Origin of the sequence: Enterococcus sp. DIV1420a (assembly GCF_051712165.1) — a bacterium.
In the GTDB taxonomy this organism is placed as follows: domain Bacteria; phylum Bacillota; class Bacilli; order Lactobacillales; family Enterococcaceae; genus Enterococcus; species Enterococcus faecalis.
This window is the reverse complement of sequence record NZ_JBIOOI010000002.1, coordinates 1,110,698-1,128,790: the sequence shown is the minus strand read 5'-3', so window position 1 is coordinate 1,128,790 and position 18,093 is coordinate 1,110,698. Positions and strand designations below refer to the sequence as shown.

General features: G+C 37.8%; 19 protein-coding genes. 3 read left to right on the top strand and 16 right to left on the bottom strand.

The genetic code is table 11. The features are described 5' to 3' along the window. Positions 1-7: 7 nt before the first annotated feature. From pyrR to IGI80_RS16720, 5 genes are all read right to left on the bottom strand, one after another. Positions 8-547 (bottom strand): bifunctional pyr operon transcriptional regulator/uracil phosphoribosyltransferase PyrR, encoded by a 540-nt coding sequence (gene pyrR / locus IGI80_RS16740; RefSeq protein ID WP_301280621.1) that lies wholly within the window; start codon positions 545-547, stop codon positions 8-10. A gap of 338 nt (positions 548-885) precedes the next feature. Beyond that, the gene (locus IGI80_RS16735; RefSeq protein ID WP_002357408.1) at positions 886-1,791 is read right to left on the bottom strand and encodes an RluA family pseudouridine synthase; all 906 of its coding nucleotides are present in this window, start codon (positions 1,789-1,791) and stop codon (positions 886-888) included. After that, complete coding sequence (gene lspA, locus IGI80_RS16730) at positions 1,778-2,254, bottom strand: signal peptidase II (RefSeq protein WP_002360174.1); 477 nt, start codon at positions 2,252-2,254, stop codon at positions 1,778-1,780. The genes IGI80_RS16735 and lspA overlap by 14 nt, the downstream gene beginning before the upstream one ends. Before the next feature lie 5 nt (positions 2,255-2,259). Next, complete coding sequence (locus IGI80_RS16725; protein ID WP_002360173.1) at positions 2,260-2,964, bottom strand: CBS domain-containing protein; 705 nt, start codon at positions 2,962-2,964, stop codon at positions 2,260-2,262. Positions 2,965-3,068: 104 nt separating this feature from the next. Continuing rightward, entirely contained in the window at positions 3,069-4,739 is a 1,671-nt protein-coding gene (locus IGI80_RS16720) for a formate--tetrahydrofolate ligase (RefSeq protein WP_438724195.1), read from the bottom strand. A gap of 178 nt (positions 4,740-4,917) precedes the next feature. Between IGI80_RS16720 and IGI80_RS16715 the strand changes: the two genes are divergently transcribed. After that, positions 4,918-5,124 carry a cold-shock protein gene (locus IGI80_RS16715; protein WP_002357404.1) on the top strand — a complete coding sequence of 69 codons (207 nt, stop codon included), beginning with the start codon at positions 4,918-4,920 and terminating at the stop codon, positions 5,122-5,124. Positions 5,125-5,228: 104 nt separating this feature from the next. On the opposite strand, the gene IGI80_RS16710 is transcribed toward IGI80_RS16715, so the two are convergent. Further along, a complete protein-coding gene (locus IGI80_RS16710; protein WP_002364050.1) occupies positions 5,229-5,690 on the bottom strand; it encodes an EbsA family protein in 462 nt (153 codons plus the stop codon). 100 nt (positions 5,691-5,790) lie between these two features. Between IGI80_RS16710 and IGI80_RS16705 the strand changes: the two genes are divergently transcribed. Beyond that, complete coding sequence (locus IGI80_RS16705) at positions 5,791-6,198, top strand: ribonuclease HI family protein (protein ID WP_010825282.1); 408 nt, start codon at positions 5,791-5,793, stop codon at positions 6,196-6,198. Between the two features lie 127 nt (positions 6,199-6,325). Here IGI80_RS16705 and ybaK read toward each other — a convergent pair whose 3' ends face one another. The 10 genes from ybaK to tyrS all read right to left on the bottom strand — a co-directional run bounded on the left by ybaK (position 6,326) and on the right by tyrS (position 15,376). Then, entirely contained in the window at positions 6,326-6,841 is a 516-nt protein-coding gene (gene ybaK, locus IGI80_RS16700) for a Cys-tRNA(Pro) deacylase (RefSeq protein ID WP_002397353.1), read from the bottom strand. Then, positions 6,838-7,599: a type I 3-dehydroquinate dehydratase gene (gene aroD, locus IGI80_RS16695; RefSeq protein WP_002365737.1), complete on the bottom strand. Its 762-nt coding sequence runs from the start codon at positions 7,597-7,599 to the stop codon at positions 6,838-6,840. The genes ybaK and aroD overlap by 4 nt, the downstream gene beginning before the upstream one ends. Positions 7,600-7,754: 155 nt before the next feature. Further along, positions 7,755-9,539, bottom strand: a complete 1,785-nt coding sequence (locus IGI80_RS16690; protein WP_023894638.1) for an ABC transporter ATP-binding protein — start codon at positions 9,537-9,539, stop codon at positions 7,755-7,757. Next, positions 9,539-11,290 (bottom strand): ABC transporter ATP-binding protein, encoded by a 1,752-nt coding sequence (locus IGI80_RS16685; protein WP_002397355.1) that lies wholly within the window; start codon positions 11,288-11,290, stop codon positions 9,539-9,541. Before IGI80_RS16685 ends, IGI80_RS16690 begins: the two co-directional genes overlap by 1 nt. A 197-nt stretch (positions 11,291-11,487) precedes the next feature. Further along, complete coding sequence (locus IGI80_RS16680) at positions 11,488-11,706, bottom strand: YneF family protein (protein ID WP_002357397.1); 219 nt, start codon at positions 11,704-11,706, stop codon at positions 11,488-11,490. Positions 11,707-11,899: 193 nt separating this feature from the next. Next, positions 11,900-12,793 carry a deoxyribonuclease IV gene (locus tag IGI80_RS16675; RefSeq protein WP_002361913.1) on the bottom strand — a complete coding sequence of 298 codons (894 nt, stop codon included), beginning with the start codon at positions 12,791-12,793 and terminating at the stop codon, positions 11,900-11,902. Between the two features lie 10 nt (positions 12,794-12,803). Continuing rightward, complete coding sequence (locus IGI80_RS16670; protein WP_002360163.1) at positions 12,804-13,271, bottom strand: DUF1801 domain-containing protein; 468 nt, start codon at positions 13,269-13,271, stop codon at positions 12,804-12,806. After that, complete coding sequence (locus IGI80_RS16665; protein ID WP_002360162.1) at positions 13,271-13,933, bottom strand: YdeI/OmpD-associated family protein; 663 nt, start codon at positions 13,931-13,933, stop codon at positions 13,271-13,273. Before IGI80_RS16665 ends, IGI80_RS16670 begins: the two co-directional genes overlap by 1 nt. Then, positions 13,930-14,109: a hypothetical protein gene (locus IGI80_RS16660; RefSeq protein WP_002365741.1), complete on the bottom strand. Its 180-nt coding sequence runs from the start codon at positions 14,107-14,109 to the stop codon at positions 13,930-13,932. The genes IGI80_RS16665 and IGI80_RS16660 overlap by 4 nt, the downstream gene beginning before the upstream one ends. Before the next feature lie 4 nt (positions 14,110-14,113). Then, on the bottom strand, positions 14,114-15,376 hold the full coding sequence (gene tyrS, locus IGI80_RS16655) for a tyrosine--tRNA ligase (protein ID WP_002357324.1): 1,263 nt from the start codon (positions 15,374-15,376) through the stop codon (positions 14,114-14,116). A 184-nt stretch (positions 15,377-15,560) separates the two neighbouring features. Here tyrS and IGI80_RS16650 point away from each other — a divergent pair, with 184 nt between their 5' ends. Next, the gene (locus IGI80_RS16650) at positions 15,561-17,969 is read left to right on the top strand and encodes a transglycosylase domain-containing protein (protein ID WP_002397359.1); all 2,409 of its coding nucleotides are present in this window, start codon (positions 15,561-15,563) and stop codon (positions 17,967-17,969) included. Positions 17,970-18,093 lie beyond the last annotated feature (124 nt).

Genomic DNA, 18,093 nt, shown 5'->3' with positions numbered 1-18,093 from the left:
CTCCTTTTTATTCGTTTCCTTTACTGATCATAATACGATCTGCGCCGTCACGCTCTTCCATTTCCACAATAATTTCCTCAGTTTTTGATGTTGGAATATTTTTCCCTACATAATCGGCACGAATCGGTAGTTCCCGATGCCCACGATCTACTAAGACTGCTAAAGAGATTTTTCTTGGACGACCTAAATCCATAACAGCGTCCATCGCAGCACGAATGGTCCGGCCCGTGTACAAGACATCATCCACTAAAATAACTTCTTTACCTTCAATTGAGACTGGTACGTCAGAAGAATGTAATTCAGGTTCCTCCATATCTTTCACATCATCACGATACAAAGTAATATCTAATTCACCAACTGGCACGTCAATATCTTCTAATTGTTTTAAGCGTTCGGCTAGACGTTGTGCAATGTATATCCCACGCGTTTTAATTCCTACTAAAACAATGTCTTGAATTCCTTTGTTTCTTTCAATAATTTCATACGAGATTCGAGTAAGCGCTCGTTTCATTGTGACTGCGTCAACAACTTCTTTCTTTGGCATAATAATTTCCTCCTCATTTCTTTTTTATCTACGTCCTCGCTGTCTTGGGGTCAGCGATTCTTCCTTCAATTGAGCAGCTGAAAAATAAGTGGATTTTTATTGAAATTGTCCTGTTATTTTTTCCAACAAAAAATCCTCCTACCCGTATGAGGATAGGAGGATGTTGGTTACAGTTTAAAAAGGTACAAGGGTACCATGTAGCCCACACAACTTACTAACTAAGCGCACCTAGTGTTCTTTTGCATGATTCCTTCTTAGCCTCACGGGACTAAACTTAAAGGTTACAGTTATTTAGTTATTTTTCTTCTTAAAAAAGAGTTTACCTCTTCTTCAGAAAAAAATCAATGATTATTTCTTAATTGGTGTAAAGTTTTTTCAAAAACTTCTGGTAAAGGTGCTTCAAAGACTAATTGTTCACCTGTAGTAGGATGTGTAAAGCCTAATAACTTCGCATGTAAAAATTGTCCATTGCCAGGCAATGTTTTTTTCGGTCCATATAATGGATCTCCAGCTAATGGATAACCGATATATTTCATGTGAACACGGATTTGATGTGTCCGGCCTGTTTCTAGTTGTAATTCAACTAAGGTAAATGCATCAAAACGCTCTAAAACAGTAAAATGCGTGACTGCTTCTTTACCGCCTTCAATGACCGCTTGCATTTTGCGGTCAACCTTGGAACGACCAATAGGCGCATTTATCTCTCCCTTATCGTGAGGAATAACACCGTGGACCAAGGCAACGTATTTACGTAATGATGTTTTTTCTTTTAGCTGTTTCGCTAATGATTCATGGGCTTGATCATTTTTAGCCACCATCAATAGCCCCGAAGTATCTTTATCAATTCGATGAACAATTCCCGGTCGCACCACATCATTAATCGCCGATAAGTGATCCGCATGATGAAGTAACGCGTTTACTAATGTACCCTTGGGATGCCCTGCCGAAGGATGAACGACCATGCCTTGAGGTTTGTTGACAACAATCACATCATTGTCTTCATAAACAATGGTCAATGGAATATCCTCTGCTACCATATCTAGAACTTCTGGTTCAGGAATTGTTACAACAATTTCATCGCCTGCTGTAACTTTGTAATTTGCGCGGACCGTTTCACCGTTAACTGTTACGTGTTTTTCTTTTAACCATTGTTGAATTTGCGAGCGGGAATGATTGGGTAAATGTTCACTTAATACTTTGTCAATCCGGCCTTTTTCTGTTTGAATCGTTACGTTAATTTGTTCCATTTTTGCCTTCCTTTGCTGCTTTTTCATCTAAAATCAAATAAATAAATATACAAATAACGCCGACCACTAACGTACTATCTGCAACATTAAAAATAGGAAAATTCATAAAATCCGTTTGGAGCATGTCCACCACGTAGCCTAAACGTACACGATCAATAAAATTCCCAATGGCACCTGCTAAGACAAAAGATAAACCTACAGAATACCAGATACTTTTTTTATAATTCTTAATTAATAAATAAATAATCACGACACTAACAATTACTGTGATGACATAAAAGAATATCATCTTTCCTTCTAATAAGCTCCAAGCGGCTCCGGTATTTCTTAAATGGGTCAGCGACAAAAATCCAGGAATGAATTCTTTTGTTTCACCCAAAGAAATGTTTTGGACCGTCAAATATTTGCTCCATTGGTCAAGCCCTACTAATAAGGCACTGATTAAAAAATATACTACTAACAATCGCGTCATTCCTTTTCTCTATGAATACTTGCTAAATCTCTTGGTCGAACAATGCCTACTAACTCACCATTAGGATGGCCACTTTTACTAATAAGCACAGCTTCTAAGCGTGGCTGCTCCCGAAACATTTGTTCAACTTCAAAAACGGTTGCTTCAATTGAAACAAATTGATAGTTGCTGCGTTTATAATTTGATGCCAACAATTCTCGCACCGTTCGGTTGGCAATGTGAACTTCTCCTTTGGTGCTCTCAATGGCAAACCATACACCAATCCCTCGAACCGTGATTAATCCTTTAAATACACCTTTTTCATAAATCGGAAATTGAGAATATTGTTTTTTTGCAATAATCGTTAATAACGTTTCTAAAGAAGTGGTGATTTCAAAAGCTGTAACACGTTTCGCAAATTTAGGCACTACTTTTTCTGGTTTTGTTAAAGCTTGTTCAATCGTTTCAATTCGTTGAACTGCCCATTCGTTTGGCTCTGCAATTACAAAATCATCAGCAATTCGCTCATGAACGATGGCATTTCTTAACTGAGCCATTTGAAGCAAATCCTCTTCAAATTGAGCAATCTGTCCTTTTTCTTTTCGGGAAAGACGTCTTGTCATTTCACTGAATCCCATATTGACAGGATTGTTCAGTCTCTCTCTCATCCACTTTTCAATGCGATTAAAGTGTGCTAAAAATGTATCTGCTCGTTCCCCCATAGTCGTTGCTCCTTATAATAAACTACGCAATAAATTTCCGTCATTATTTTTTATTGAGCTACTTTCAAGTATATACTAAAAATAGGTCTCAGGAAAGAGCGGCTTTAAAAGAGACCGCTCGCTTGACCCGTTTCGTCCACATCCATATTTAACGCAGCAGGAACTTTCGGCAAGCCAGGCATCGTTAAAATGTCACCCGTTAACGCCACGATAAACCCTGCACCGATTTTTGGAACTAGTTCACGAATTGTAATCGTAAATCCTTCTGGCCGTCCTAATTTTTGAGGATCGTCAGAAAGTGAATACTGTGTCTTCGCCATGCAGATTGGTAATTGATCCCAACCATTTTTTGTAAAGTCTGCGATTTGTTTTTGCGCTTTCGGAGAAAAAATCGCCTGTTCCCCGCCGTAAATCGTTTGTACAATGGCTTGAATTTTTTCTTCAATAGTTTGGCGAGGATTATATAAAGGTTGAAACTGTTTTGTATTGGCTTCAATCTCTGCTACTACTGTTTTCGCTAGATTCGTGCCACCTGCGCCACCTTGCGCCCAAACACTTGTTAACTCGACGGGCACGCCTAACGCTTGGCAGGCTTCTTTCAACAGTTGAATTTCCTTCTCTGTATCCTGTGTAAACTCATTAATTGCAACAACTACTGGTACATCATAACGTTGCATGTTTTGAATATGTTTTTCTAAGTTGGCAAAGCCTTTTTGTAACGCTGGTAAATTTTCTTCTGCTAACTGATCTTTCGCCAAACCGCCATGCATTTTCAACGCGCGAATCGTTGCCACAATCACAACGGTATCGGGTGCTTTTCCTAAAGAAGGTACTTTAATATCTAAAAATTTTTCGCCACCCAAGTCGCCACCAAAACCTGCTTCTGTTACGACATAATTCCCTAGATGCAAAGCCGTTTTTGTCGCTAAAATACTGTTACATCCATGAGCGATATTGGCAAAAGGACCACCGTGAACAAAAGCTGGAGTTCCTTCAATCGTTTGAACTAAATTAGGTTTTAAGGCGTCTTTTAATAATAAAGTCAGTGCACCTGCCACGTTTAAATCTTTAACCGTCACCGGCTCTCTTTGATCATTATAGGCGACAATAATCCGACTTAAGCGTTCTTTTAAGTCCGTTAAATTTTGCGCTAAACAAAGAATCGCCATAATTTCGCTTGCCACAGTAATATCGAAACCGTCTTCTCTTGGTACACCTTGGAAAGGACCGCCTAAACCAACAACGACCTGTCTGAGCGCACGATCATTTAGATCCACTGCACGTTTCCAAATCACCCGCCGAGAATCAATCTTTAATTCATTTCCTTGCTGTAAATGATTATCTAGTAACGCAGCTAAGGCATTATTGGCTGTCGTAATCGCATGCATATCACCAGTAAAATGCAAATTGATTTCTTCCATTGGTAATACTTGTGCGTAACCGCCACCTGTTGCGCCACCTTTAATCCCCATCACAGGACCTAATGATGGTTCTCTTAGGGCAATAACTGTTTTTTTATTGATTTGATTTAATGCATCTCCTAAACCAATGGTCACGGTTGATTTTCCTTCTCCTGCTGGTGTTGGATTAATCGACGTAACGAGGATTAATTTACCTTCTGGCTTCGCTTCTAAGGATTGAAGCGTTGGAAAATCTATTTTCGCTTTGTATTTTCCATAAAGTTCGAGCGAATCTTCTGAAAGACCGATTGTTTCGGCAATCTCTTGAATAGGTTTTAATGTTGCTGCTTGTGCAATGTTAATATCTGTCTTCATAACGGACCCCTTTTCAATTCTTTATCGTCTTTGTGACACATTGTTTCTTTTAAATTATAGCTTGTATTGAATAGAATGGCTAGAATAACCTTTTTTAAACAACCCAACCATTGACGTTTGGTAGCCTTTTCTCGTATAATGAAAGTGTCTTTACAAATCTAAAAGGAGCGTGAATTGGATGCAAAAAGGAATTGTCAAATGGTTCGATAACAGAAAAGGTTATGGTTTTATCGTTTACAACGAAGAAGATGAGATTTTTGTCCACTTCACTGCTATAGAAGGTGATGGATTCAAATCACTTGATGAGAATCAATCTGTAGAGTTCGAGATAATGGAAGGCAATCGTGGGCTACAAGCAGCACATGTCAAAAAAATAGATAACTAAAAAAGCTGAACCAACAGCGCTTAGCTCCAAAAAGTAAGTAAACGTAGCGTTTGTTTCAGCTGATTATTTTAAGATTTTGAGAGTGGGTCACCAGTCGTTTCGACTTATGACTCACTCTTGTTTTTTTCTTCTTTTTTATGAAGGCCCAAAGAATGATCTTCTGCTACCTTCAATTCAGGCTTTTTTATCTTAAGTGCCTCAAGAAATAACGGAATCGTTTTCTTTTTCATTAAAAAGACTTTTGAGCCTTCCTTAAATTCTGAGGAAAAAATTTCGATGCTTTTTTCATTGTAGGTTACTTTTTCTATCTGAGAAAGCGGAAGTGCTTTTTTGCGAAACCACAAAACATCTCTGACAATTAAAGATGTTTCTGTCATGTTAAAAGACCGCGCAATTCCTAGATACGCAAACACAAAAAATGGAACCATCACCAGATTACTAATCAAGTAAGGACCATTATTTTCCAATGCTAAAATTAAACTAATAAATAATATACAAAATGTGCAAGACCAGTAAATAATTGTTGATGCTAATTCTGGCTGCCAATAGAATTTCTGTTTTTTCATAAAGTGCCCTCACTACTTCTGGATCAACGCCGCTAAATTTAAATATGTTATAATAGTAACATACTTTTTTTAAGAACAAAAAGAAATTAGGAGTAATTTTATGTTAAGAATTTATGTAGATGCTGCAACAAAAGGCAATCCAGGTGAATCTGGCGGCGGTATCGTTTACCTCACCGACCAATCGCGGCAACAATTGCATGTGCCTTTAGGCATTGTTAGTAATCACGAAGCCGAATTTAAAGTGCTGATTGAAGCTTTAAAACAAGCGATTGCCAATGAAGACAATCAACAAACCGTTCTTCTCAACTCAGATAGTAAAATTGTTGTCCAAACCATTGAAAAAAACTATGCTAAAAATGAAAAGTACCAGCCTTATTTAGCAGAATATCAACAACTAGAAAAGAATTTTCCTTTACTCTTAATCAAATGGCTACCTGAAAGTCAAAACAAAGCCGCCGATATGCTTGCACGGCAAGCATTACAAAAATTTTATCCCAATAAAAAGTAGCACAGATTAGTCAATGCTTTTCCTTTATTAATTTGATAGTTAAGCGTGGAGCAAAAATCCCTAGTGATTTTTGCTCCACGTTTAAAAACAGATAAACAGTTCTGTCTCGACTCCTTCTTATAGCCACTTATTCTTTTGTCGTTATTTCCGCAAATTGCCCATTGGTTAGCGAAAGGATTGCTTCAGGCGCTAATTCAATTTGCATGCCACGTTTGCCTGCAGAAACAATAATTGCAGAATATTGTTGAGCTTCTTCAGCCAAATAGGTGGGAAATTGTTTTTTCATCCCAATTGGTGAACAGCCCCCACGAATATAGCCTGTGGTTGCTTCTAAATCTTTTAAGTGAAGCATTTCTACCTTTTTGTTACCACTAGCTTTCGCTAATTTTTTTAAATCTAATTCTTGATTACCAGGAATGACAGCCACGACTGGACCTGTTTTATTACCTACTGTAACCAAGGTTTTAAAAATTCGTCCTTTGTCAATACCTAAACTTTCAGCGACACTTTCTGCACTTAAATGATCTTCGCTCCAAGCGAATTCATATTCTTTATATGGTACTTTATGTTGTTCTACCATGCGCATCGCATTCGTTTTTTGTTGTGTTTTTTTCTTTGCCACTTTTTTCACCTTCTGAATCACTTGTTTTGTTCGAATGTCTTTAAATAATTTCTTAATACTTGTACGGATAGTTGGCCCGGTGCGGACGCTTGCTGGGCTGAGCCAAAAGTTAGTGCCGACCCGAACAGTTGACCTGTTACGCGACTAATCATCCCTAACTGTCCCATTGACATAGTAACGATTGGGACGGATGCATAATGGGTGTACATTTCATTGGTTGCTGAAAGTAACGTAAGTACATCTGTCGCATCTTGTGGCATCACAGCTATTTTACAAATATCCGCCTGACGCATTTGCATTTGGCGTAACCGCGCGACAATCTCCTCTTGCGACGGTGTTTTCTGAAAGTCGTGATTACAGAGAACAATTTTAATCCCCATCTTTTTAGCTTCGTAAATTAACGTATCTGCCGCCAGCGGATTCGCAAATAATTCAATATCTAATAAATCCAACGCACCCTTTTTCACTAATTCATGATACAAAGCAAAATAATTTTCCTCAGAAAAAGCCATTTCGCCGCCTTCTTTTTGTGTACGAAAAGTTAACAATAACGGTTTTTGCCCCAACCGTTCCATTACTTGTTGTGAAAGATTACATACATCGGAAAAATCAGCGACATTTTCATAATAGTCTAAACGCCATTCCACCAAATCACAATCTAGTGTTTGGCTCGCCGTTGCTTCGGCCAAAATATCCTCGGCTGTTGGAGCAACAATGGGCACCACAATTTTGGGATTCCCTTCACCTATTCGCACATTTTTGACTATAACTGGCTTCACAGTTCCACCTAACTTCCTCGTTTGTTTTTCTCTCTTCATATCATACCATTTCTATTCTTTTTTGCAATTTAAAGAGCTACAAAGACACCTAGAATTAGGAATTCCCTAACACTAAATGCCTTTGTTTGGGTTATTTAACTCTTTCTGTTGTTACGTTAAACTTCCGTACTTTGTAACTGATACATATCCGCATAAAGGCCACCTTCTGCCAGTAACGTTTCGTGCGTTCCTCGTTCTACAATCTGCCCTTTGTCTAAAACTAAAATCAAGTTTGCATCACGAATCGTCGAAAGGCGATGCGCAATCGCAATTGTCGTTCTCCCTTGACGCATTTTGGCTAATCCTTCTTGAATCAATCCTTCTGTTTCTGTATCAATATTAGCGGTTGCTTCATCTAAAACTAAAATTTTGGGATCAGTCACAATCGTTCGTGCAAACGAAATTAATTGACGTTGTCCGCTAGAATAACTCGCTCCTCGTTCAATGACTTTCGCATGATAGGTATTGGGTAACGTGTGAATAAATTTATCTGCCTGAACAAATTCCGCAGCCTGTTTAATTTGCTCATCTGTAATATTGGGATTCAGTAAACGGATATTTCCAGCAATATCTCCATAAAACATGAAAGCGTCCTGTAATACTAAGCCCATCTTTTCCCGTAATTCTGTCATGGGAAAATCACGAATATCACGATCATCAATTAAAATCTGCCCTTCATAAAATTCATAGAAACGCATGAGTACATTAATAATTGAACTTTTACCACTTCCTGTATGACCGACTAAAGCGACGGTTTCCCCAGAATTTGCGACAAAGCTAATATTTTTCAATACTTCGTTTTTGCCGTCATAAGAAAAAGTAACATTGCGAAATTCAATTTTCCCGCGAATAATTTCCCCATTCGCACCTACTGATTGTTGCGGCGTTAATTCTTCCGTATCCATAATTTTTAAAATACGACTACCTGCGACAATCCCATCTGTAAAGATACTTAGGAAGTCCATCATTTGTGTCATCGGATTAAAAAAAGCTTGGACATACGTTACAAAAGCATAAATCATCCCCGCTTCTACAGGAGAATGTAAAGCATCGATGCCAAACATAGTTAAGGCCAATGCAATCGCCAACGTATACAACAAATTAATGATAGGACTTAATAATAACGAATTCATACGAATCATTGCTACTCGTGTTTTTAAATAATCATCATTGGTTTCCTCAAATTCTTTTTCCAAACGCTTTTCTTGGCGAAATTGTTGAATGATTTGCATCCCAGAGATGTATTCATTTAGTTTGGTGTTTAATTGACTTAATTTTTCCCGCATACTGCGATATAATTTTGAACTAAATTTTTGGTAATACCAAATCACAACTAATAAAATCGGCAAGAAAATTAGACAATAAAATGAGATTTCTGGACTGAGTTGAAACATTGCAAAAAATGACGAGATTACGGCAAAAATTCCTGTAATCACCATTAGGAATACATACCAGAATTCAAACAATGTTTCTGTGTCATTTGTAACACGAGACACCGTCGAACCCGCTGGTGTTTGATCAAAATAACGCATACCTAAAGTGTGTAATTTTTCAAATAATTTCACTCGTATATATTGATACGTTTTTAAAGAAGCCATCGAATACAAATACCATTGGAAAAACCAAACAATACTTTTGACAATGACACCAAAAAAATAAATAGCAGCAAAAGTTAGAATCACTTGCATTGTAGCAGTTTTAGGCGTTAAATAATTATCCATAAAAACTTGAATGACTCTAGGCAAAAGAATATTGATAATTGATAAGCCAAACGCAAAGAGAATAGCTGTGTAAAACATGCGTCGAAACGGTTTGGCAAAACGAAACAAACGCTGAACAATCGTTAATTGTTCTTTCAGCGGTAACTCTCTGGACCATTCGGATTGATACTTTTCTTCCATTAACTCTCACTCCCTTCAATTTTCGCTTCTAATTGCTGTTTTTCCCACATCCGCTGATACCAACCCTTCTGAGCCAGTAACTCCTGATGTGTCCCCCGTTCAATAATTTTCCCTTCATCCAACACTAAGATTTCTTTTGCATGCATGACACTACTTAAACGATGCGCTGTAATAATAGTGGTTTTTTCTTGGCGCGTTTCTTTTAGATTTGATAAAATCGCCTCTTCAGTCTTCGCATCGACTGCAGATAAGGCATCGTCTAAAATTAACAATTCTGGTTCAACAATCAAGGCCCGTGCAATAGAAATCCGTTGTTTTTGTCCTCCAGAAAGCGAAACGCCACGTTCCCCAACCATTGTGTCATAGCCTTCAGGAAACGCTTTAATTTCTTGGTTAATAAATGCTAATGCTGCCGCTTGTTCAACTGCTACTTGTTCCAAGTGTGGTTTAGCAAAACGAATGTTATCTCGTACCGTCATGGAAAAGAGAAAATGGTCCTGTGGCACGTACCCCATTGCACCCATCAATGCATCTAATGTGTAATTTTTAATGTTATGTTTTCCAAAGGAAATCGTTCCTTGGTATTGGTCATATTCACGCATCAACAATTTCAAAATAGTGGTTTTACCAGCGCCTGTTTTGCCAACAATCCCCAAGGTTTCTCCTTCTTGCAACGAAAATTGGATATTTTCCAACGCCACCGTCTCTTCTTTTGGATAAGAAAAAGAATCAATCTTCATTGAAATTGTCCCTTGCGCCATTGTTTTGATGGCATCTTTTCGTTCGATAATATGCGTTTTTTCATGCAATAATTCGTTCACACGATCGTAACTAGCATTCCCACGTTCCAACACATTAAATAAGCGCCCAATCGCAAACATTGGCCAAACTAGCATCCCAATATAGGCAATGAAAGAGACCAACTGACCTAAACTAATCGTTCCTTCCATGATGAAACGACCACCAATAATAATTGTCAAAACATAAGAAACACCAATAATCAGCGTAATAAAAGGATCAAACAGTGCATCTAAAAAGTTCGTTCGTTTATTTTTGACGATAGCATCATCAATTTTCTCTGTAAAATCAGCAAGATCTTCTTTTTCTTGCCCAAATGTTTTAATGACTTTAATTCCAGTGATACTTTCTTGTGTTTTATCATTAATCGCTGAAAAAGCAGCTTGTGAATCTCGAAAGGCATCATGCAACTTAGAACCTAGAACTCGTGAAGTGACGGCTAATAAAGGCAGCGGTAATAAAGCAATTAATGTTAAGCGCCAATCGACAAATAGAACCATTGCGATAATCGTTGTTCCTCCCGTAATCACAGAGTCGGCAAACGTTAAAATCCCAGCTCCAGCAACATTTTGGATGGCATTTAAATCATTGGTTGCATGCGCCATCAAGTCACCTGTCCGATATTTCTGATAAAAGATGCTATCCATTTTTGTGAAATGATGAAATAATTGAGTCCGTAGCTCTTTTTCCAAACGAGCCGCACTCCCCCAAATATGCATCCGCCAAATATAGCGAAAAAGATATTGGGCAAGCCCAGCACCAATCAAGAGTGCAACCCACACGATAATTTTCGTTAAGCGAATTTCTTTGTTAACGATTTCATCTACAACGACGCCAATAACTTTGGGCGGGACTAATTGAACAAGAGCGACCATCATTAATGAGAAAACCCCAATAATATAACTTTTTTTCTCTTGCTTAAAAAACCAGCCTAATTTTTTGAATATGGACATTCAGTTGTCCCTCCTTTTACTTTGTTGTTCTACGAAGACTACTTTCGAGCTAGAAGGTTTCTTCGTTATTGTTGTTTTTGATTAAACGTTTCGCTCTTTTCCTCCTAGATTATCCTATTCTCCCGCAAAACAACAAAAAAACGGACTGAAAATCAGCCCGTTTTTACACTTATTCATGATTACCTGAATAACCTTTACTATTTTCCTTGGTTTTTCATTTGTTGCATCATTTGTCTAACCTTTTTCTCTGACGGTTTTTGACCCATTGATGCCATCATCATGCGTAACATATCCTCATTAACGGGAGGATTTTTTTTGAAATAATCTTGCATATATTTGCGTGCAAGGAAAAAGCCCCCTGCAGCGCCTACTAATAAAGCGATTACTGCGATTAATACTACCCAACCTGTTGCCATTGAAACTCTCTCCTCTCCGTATAGTTTTGCTCTCAATGAATTATTTTACTAGAAATAGCAAAAAAAGAAAAGTTCTTTTTGCGGGATTTCTCTTAAATAATGAAAAAAGTCTGATTTTTTTGCAAAATAGTGATTAAAAGTCAAAAATATACGCTCTTAAATGTCAATAGGACCTTTAAGAGCGATTGTTGCTTTAGTTTTGTCCTTGAATTTTTTCTAATAATTCTGGATCAAATGTTTGATTTTTTAACATCGCAATTTCAAAGCCGTAAGGGGCCTTTTTATTTTTTTTGTCTTCTCCGACATAAGGTGTTTCTAAAATTTTTGGTAAAGCAGCTAATTTTTCATGGTGAACCACACCGTTTAAAGCTTCAAAACCAATAGTGCCAAAGCCAATATTGGCATGACGATCTTTATGTGAGCCCATAGGATTTTTAGAATCATTCACATGAATAACTTTTAAACGATCCAATCCGATAATTTTATCAAATTCAACTAATACGCCATCAAAATCATCTTTTACATTATAACCTGCATCATTAATGTGGCAAGTATCCAGAGTGACAGAAAGTTTATCATTTAGCGTAACTCCGTCAATAATCGCAGCTAGTTCATCAAACGTACGGCCAATTTCGGTTCCTTTACCAGCCATTGTTTCTAAAGCGATTTGAGGGATTTGCTCTTTCCACAAGACTTCGTTTAGACCTTTAACAATTTGTTTGATGCCGGCTTCTGGACCTGCACCAACATGCGCACCTGGATGTAACGTGATTTGCGTTGCTCCCAACGCTTGTGCTCGCTCAATTTCTTGACGCAAAAAGTCTACGGCAAAACCGAAATTTTCCGTTTTGATTGTATTGCCTAAATTAATAATATACGGGGCATGAACGACGATATTACTTAAATTGTGTTCTTTCATAAAAGCTTGCCCAGCTTCAATATTCATTTCTTCAATCGGTTTCCGGCGCGTGTTTTGTGGCGCACCTGTATAAATCATAAAGGTTGTTGAGCCATAACTAGCCGCTTCCTCGGCAGAGCCTAATAGCATTTTCTTGCCACTCATACTAACGTGTGATCCTAATAACATGTGGTTCCTCCTAATAATTCTTCTTTTTCTTTTGGTAGTGTTGATACTGTTGCAGCCATTCTTCTAGCGTGATTTTTGTTACTAATTCGCCAATTAGTTCATAAGGTATTCGCTTAGGATTAGTGAAGCGAAGACAACTTTTCCCCATGTTTAGCTTTGTTGACACTTGTTCCTGATAGGCTTCTTGAAACCAACTTCGGACGGCTTCATTTCCCATTAATCCCATGTGATATAAAGCTACTTGCCTTTTAGTAGCGCCTAAGCTGATAAATGGTAACGGTTCATCACCACGGTTAAGATAGCCTTCTGGAAATACTGAAAGCGGCACAACAAAGGTTGGCATGCCATATTGCATTGTTAATTCAAATCCTGCTGGCAAATTTTGCGAAACGGCGTCTAATACTTGCTGATAAGCAATTCGCCATTTTGGTTCGACTGTTTCGATGTATGCTGTAACTGTTTCAATTGACTGCGCCATTATTTCTTCCTTTGCTGATAAAGAGCTTTGGTTTTATAGCCTTCTTTTAAAATGGCTAACATTTCAGTTTGCCGCTTTTTCCGTGTCTCCGCTCGCTTCGCACTAAATACATACCGCGCCCACTCTTTTTGATAACCAGGCGTTAATGCAGCGAATGTCGCTACAGCAGCTGGTTCTGTTTGTACCAACGCTTCAATTTCCGGTAAATATTGAACATAATCTCCAACAGCAGAACTGGTCTGATTCTTCGCTGGCTTTTTAAGAACATTCTTCATGCCGACAACCGTAAAAGTCTCATCTAAACTAACCATGCGATTAAATTTTAAGGTTGAGCCTTTAATATACCCATCTGCCTCGTTTACTTGTAATGTTGGAAAAATTTCATCTCGGTGGACAAAAGTTGGATACATTTTATTGCCTTTTTTCGGATAAGCCACATATAACAACCCATTTTCTACTAAATGTTGACCTTCAATCACCATTGAAACAATCTCTTGAAATTCCGCCATCGTTTTCACAAATGCAAAAATCAGCTCAACTGGTTCTGAGGGTAATTGCTGCGCGGCTGAAGCAAATTCAGATAGATACTCTCCCTGTGGTCTATTTAAAATAACTAGTTGCTGATACTTCGTTAAGTTTAACTTTTCGACAATTGATTTCATAACCTACTCCTTATAGCGACTGCACTTTTTATTCTAGCATAGCACAAGTTATCTGTAATTGAATATGCCCAATAGTAAAAAAGAGTTTTTTGTAACAGAATTAATCCCAATTTATCTTTTTTAAAAGCGAAAGCTTGGAACCTGTTGTCTAAACGACCTTCGTCCCAAGCTTTCATTTTTTTAGTATTTTAACAAGAAATATTTTTTCTTACCGCGACGAATCACAGTAAATTGTCCTTCGATTTTATCAGTTTCTGTCAATTCAGCTGCTAAATCTTGTCTACGTTCTCCATTGACGTAAATCGCTCCATTTTGAACATCTTCACGGGCTTGACGTTTGGATGGTTCTATTTTTGAGGTAACTAATAAGTCAACTAAACTTAATTGATCCTCTGGTTGCACCTCATACGTTGGTACATCTTTAAAGCCTTGTTTAATTTCTTCTGCTGTTAAGCTTTGGATATCTCCGCTGAATAAAGCTTCTGAAATTTTAACCGCTTGATGATAGGCTGCTTCACCGTGGACTAAAGTAGTCACTTCTTTGGCTAACGCTTTTTGCGCAGCACGTTGACCTGGGTTCGCTGTAAATTCTTCTTCAATTGTTGCAATTTCATCCAATGTTAAGAAAGTAAAGTATTTCAAGAATTTCACGACATCACGATCATCTGTGTTAATCCAGAATTGATAAAATTCATATGGCGAAGTTTTTTCCGCATCTAGCCAAACTGCGTTTCCTTCTGTTTTACCAAATTTGGTACCATCTGCTTTTGTAATTAAAGGCATGGTTAAGCCGAATCCTTGAACTTCTTGTTCTCGGCGTAATAATTCAATCCCTGAAGTAATGTTCCCCCATTGATCACTGCCGCCTAATTGCAATAAACAGCCTTCTGTTTCGTACAATTTCAAGAAATCATACGCTTGTAATAATTGATACGCAAATTCAGTATAAGAAATTCCTGTTTCGATTCGGCGTTTCACGCTTTCTTTACTCATCATATAGTTAATTGTAAAGTTTTTTCCAACATCACGTAAGAAATCAATTAACGAAAGCTCTCCAAGCCAATCATAGTTATTTGCTAGAATCGCTGGATTTTTTTCATCTTCAAAATCGATAAAACGTGACAACTGGCCCTTAATACTTTCAGACCAAGCTTTCACTGTATCAAGTGTGTTTAAACTACGCTCTGCATCTTTGAATGATGGATCACCAATCATGCCTGTTCCGCCACCAACTAAAGCAATGGGCACATGACCATTTTGTTGGAAACGACGTAACATAAGAATTGGCAGTAGATGCCCGATGTGTAAACTGTCTGCCGTTGGATCAAAGCCGATATATAATTTAACAGATTCTTCATTTAATTGTTTTTGTAAGGCTTCTTCATCTGTGACTTGGTAGACCAACCCACGGGCTTTTAATTCTTCAAAAAAAGCTGAATTCATGATTTTCCTCCTATAGTAAAACATAATAATAGATCAAATTCCCCTATTCATAGTAACCGATTCTGTCACACTTGAAAAGTCAAAAAATGAGATTTCCCTATTTTCTCTTAAGTTTTTTCAACAAAAAATGGCAATTGGTGTAGAAACTATTCATAGAAGCTTTTTTTTGCTATAATAACACAGAATGTATCATTTTATTGAGGTGAAGCTTTTGAAAAATAATTCAAGTAACAATAAGCAAAAACCAACGACCTCTTCTGGCGGCAATGTCTTTTTACTTATTTTAAATGTCATTATTCGCGTTTTTCAGTCATTAGTGGTTTTTGGGGTTATTCTGATTGTCTTAGGTGGCTCTCTTGGCTTAGGTATTGGAATGGGCTATTTTGCTTTTCTAGTTGAAGATACACAGCCCCCAACGAAGGAAGAATTGCAAAAAGAAATCAGTGATATTACCGAAGTGTCAAAAATGACTTACGCAGATGGTACTCCGATTGCTAACATCAAATCAGATTTAATTCGGACACGAATTAATGGCGATCAAATGTCTCCATTGCTAAAAAAAGCCATTATTTCAACAGAAGATGAATATTTTGAAGAACATCATGGGGTGGTACCAAAAGCGCTAGTTCGAGCGTTGATTTCTGATGCGACAGGTATCGGCGGTTCTTCTGGTGGTTCAACATTGACTCAGCAATTGGTCAAGCAACAGATTTTAACTGACGAAACGACTTTTAAACGGAAAGCCAACGAAATTTTATTAGCTTTACGTATTGAAAAATACTTTTCTAAGGACGAAATCGTGACAACTTATCTAAATGTCTCCCCTTTTGGTCGTAATAACAAAGGTGAAAATATTGCAGGCGTGGAAGAAGCAGCCAAAGGACTCTTTGGTAAAAGTGCCAAGGACTTGAATCTTCCTCAAGCGGCCTTTATCGCAGGTCTTCCCCAAAGTCCTATTGTTTACACGCCCTATACTAACACTGGTGCCTTGAAAGACGATTTGTCTTTAGGAATGAAGAGAAAAGATTTTGTTCTTTTCAGTATGTACCGAGAAAAAGCTATTTCGCAAAAGGAATATGAAGAAGCCAAAGCTTACGACTTGAAAAAAGACTTTTTACCAACTGAACAGGCCAATGTCAATACAGAAGGCTATCTATACTACACGGTGTTAGATAAAGCAGTTGAGATTGTCATGGATTTAGATATGAAAAAAGCTAAAGTTAATCGTGATGATTTAGATCAAGTTGGTTTAGATCAATATGAAGAACAAGCACGTCGCGAAATCCAGTCGCAAGGCTATACAATCCAATCGACCATTGATCAGAATATTTACAACACGATGCAAACCGCTGTCGCAAATTATGGTTATTTGCTTGATGATGGCACTGCAGATGTCAATGGGAATACAATGATTGAAACTGGCAATATTTTAATGGATAACGCTACTGGTCGTATCCTTGGTTTTATCGGCGGTAGAAACTTCGATATTAATCAAAACAACCATGCCTTTAATGCCGATCGTCAAGTTGGTTCTACGATTAAACCAATTTCTGTCTATGGCCCTGCGATTGATCAAGGACTCATTGGTTCTGAAAGTCGTCTGGCCAACTACCCAACGACTTATGCTGATGGTACAGAATTTGTTAATTCCACAAATGTGGATTTAAATCAATTCGTGACTGTTCGGAATGCCTTGAATTGGTCTTTCAATATCCCTGTCGTTCATGTTAATAATGAGCTAAGGAAAAAAATGGGTGATGATAATTTCTCTTACAATCACTACTTAAGTAAAATGAACTATCCAGCTTCAGATGCTTGGGCTTACGAATCTGCGCCATTGGGTTCAGTAGAAACAAATGTTGTAACACAAACAAACGGCTTCCAAGCGCTTGCTAACAAAGGTAAATATCAAAAAGCCTACATGATTGAAAAAATCACAGACAATAGCGGACATGTGGTCTACGAACACAAAGATGAAGGAACGCAAGTTTATTCACCGGCGACCGCTTCTATTATGAATGACTTGTTGCGCTCAGTGGTGGATTCTGCGAATACGACAAAATTCAAACCAACATTAGCTGGCTTGAATCCTCATTTAGCCAGTGCTGATTGGGTCGGAAAAACTGGGACAACTAATGACTATAAAGATTCATGGCTAATTGTCTCTACCCCGACTGTGACACTAAGTTCTTGGTCAGGACATGATCTACCAGCGCCAATGACGACGACCAGCGGCGACAATAACGGGAATTATATGGCGAACTTAGCTAACGCGCTGTACTATGCGAATCCAGAATTGTTTGGCATTGGTCAAAAATTTGAATTAGACCCAAGTGTCATTAAATCAAAAGTTTCTGAATTTACTGGTGAAAAACCTGGCTCAATTACCTATAATGGTGCCAAGTTCAATACACCTGGCAAAACAACGACTTCATACTATGCCAAAGATGGTGCACCACAAAGTACCTATAAATTTGGGATCGGTGGAACAGACAGCAATTACGCTTCTTACTGGGGAAATCTTGCTCCACGTGCCACTACAAATAATAACAACAACAACAATAAAAACAACGAAAATAAAAAGAACAACTAAAGAATTTGGTAAGTTAAGCTTGTAACCAAAATTATGTAAAAAAGTAGAGACGTAATTCATCAATTGATGGATTACGTCTCTACTTTTATTGTTTCTCTTATTCTTTACCATCGATACTAGCTCG

Coding starts and splice junctions, on each gene's coding strand:
- IGI80_RS16735 (WP_002357408.1), bottom strand. CDS start 1,791: ATGGAACAAATTAACGTAACGATTCAAACAGAAAAAGGCCGGATTGAC.
- IGI80_RS16725 (WP_002360173.1), bottom strand. CDS start 2,964: ATGGGGGAACGAGCAGATACATTTTTAGCACACTTTAATCGCATTGAA.
- IGI80_RS16720 (WP_438724195.1), bottom strand. CDS start 4,739: ATGAAGACAGATATTAACATTGCACAAGCAGCAACATTAAAACCTATT.
- IGI80_RS16715 (WP_002357404.1), top strand. CDS start 4,918: ATGCAAAAAGGAATTGTCAAATGGTTCGATAACAGAAAAGGTTATGGT.
- IGI80_RS16710 (WP_002364050.1), bottom strand. CDS start 5,690: ATGAAAAAACAGAAATTCTATTGGCAGCCAGAATTAGCATCAACAATT.
- IGI80_RS16705 (WP_010825282.1), top strand. CDS start 5,791: ATGTTAAGAATTTATGTAGATGCTGCAACAAAAGGCAATCCAGGTGAA.
- IGI80_RS16690 (WP_023894638.1), bottom strand. CDS start 9,539: ATGGAAGAAAAGTATCAATCCGAATGGTCCAGAGAGTTACCGCTGAAA.
- IGI80_RS16685 (WP_002397355.1), bottom strand. CDS start 11,290: ATGTCCATATTCAAAAAATTAGGCTGGTTTTTTAAGCAAGAGAAAAAA.
- IGI80_RS16680 (WP_002357397.1), bottom strand. CDS start 11,706: ATGGCAACAGGTTGGGTAGTATTAATCGCAGTAATCGCTTTATTAGTA.
- IGI80_RS16675 (WP_002361913.1), bottom strand. CDS start 12,793: ATGTTATTAGGATCACACGTTAGTATGAGTGGCAAGAAAATGCTATTA.
- IGI80_RS16670 (WP_002360163.1), bottom strand. CDS start 13,271: ATGGCGCAGTCAATTGAAACAGTTACAGCATACATCGAAACAGTCGAA.
- IGI80_RS16665 (WP_002360162.1), bottom strand. CDS start 13,933: ATGAAATCAATTGTCGAAAAGTTAAACTTAACGAAGTATCAGCAACTA.
- IGI80_RS16660 (WP_002365741.1), bottom strand. CDS start 14,109: ATGAAAGCTTGGGACGAAGGTCGTTTAGACAACAGGTTCCAAGCTTTC.
- tyrS (WP_002357324.1), bottom strand. CDS start 15,376: ATGAATTCAGCTTTTTTTGAAGAATTAAAAGCCCGTGGGTTGGTCTAC.
- IGI80_RS16650 (WP_002397359.1), top strand. CDS start 15,561: ATGTATCATTTTATTGAGGTGAAGCTTTTGAAAAATAATTCAAGTAAC.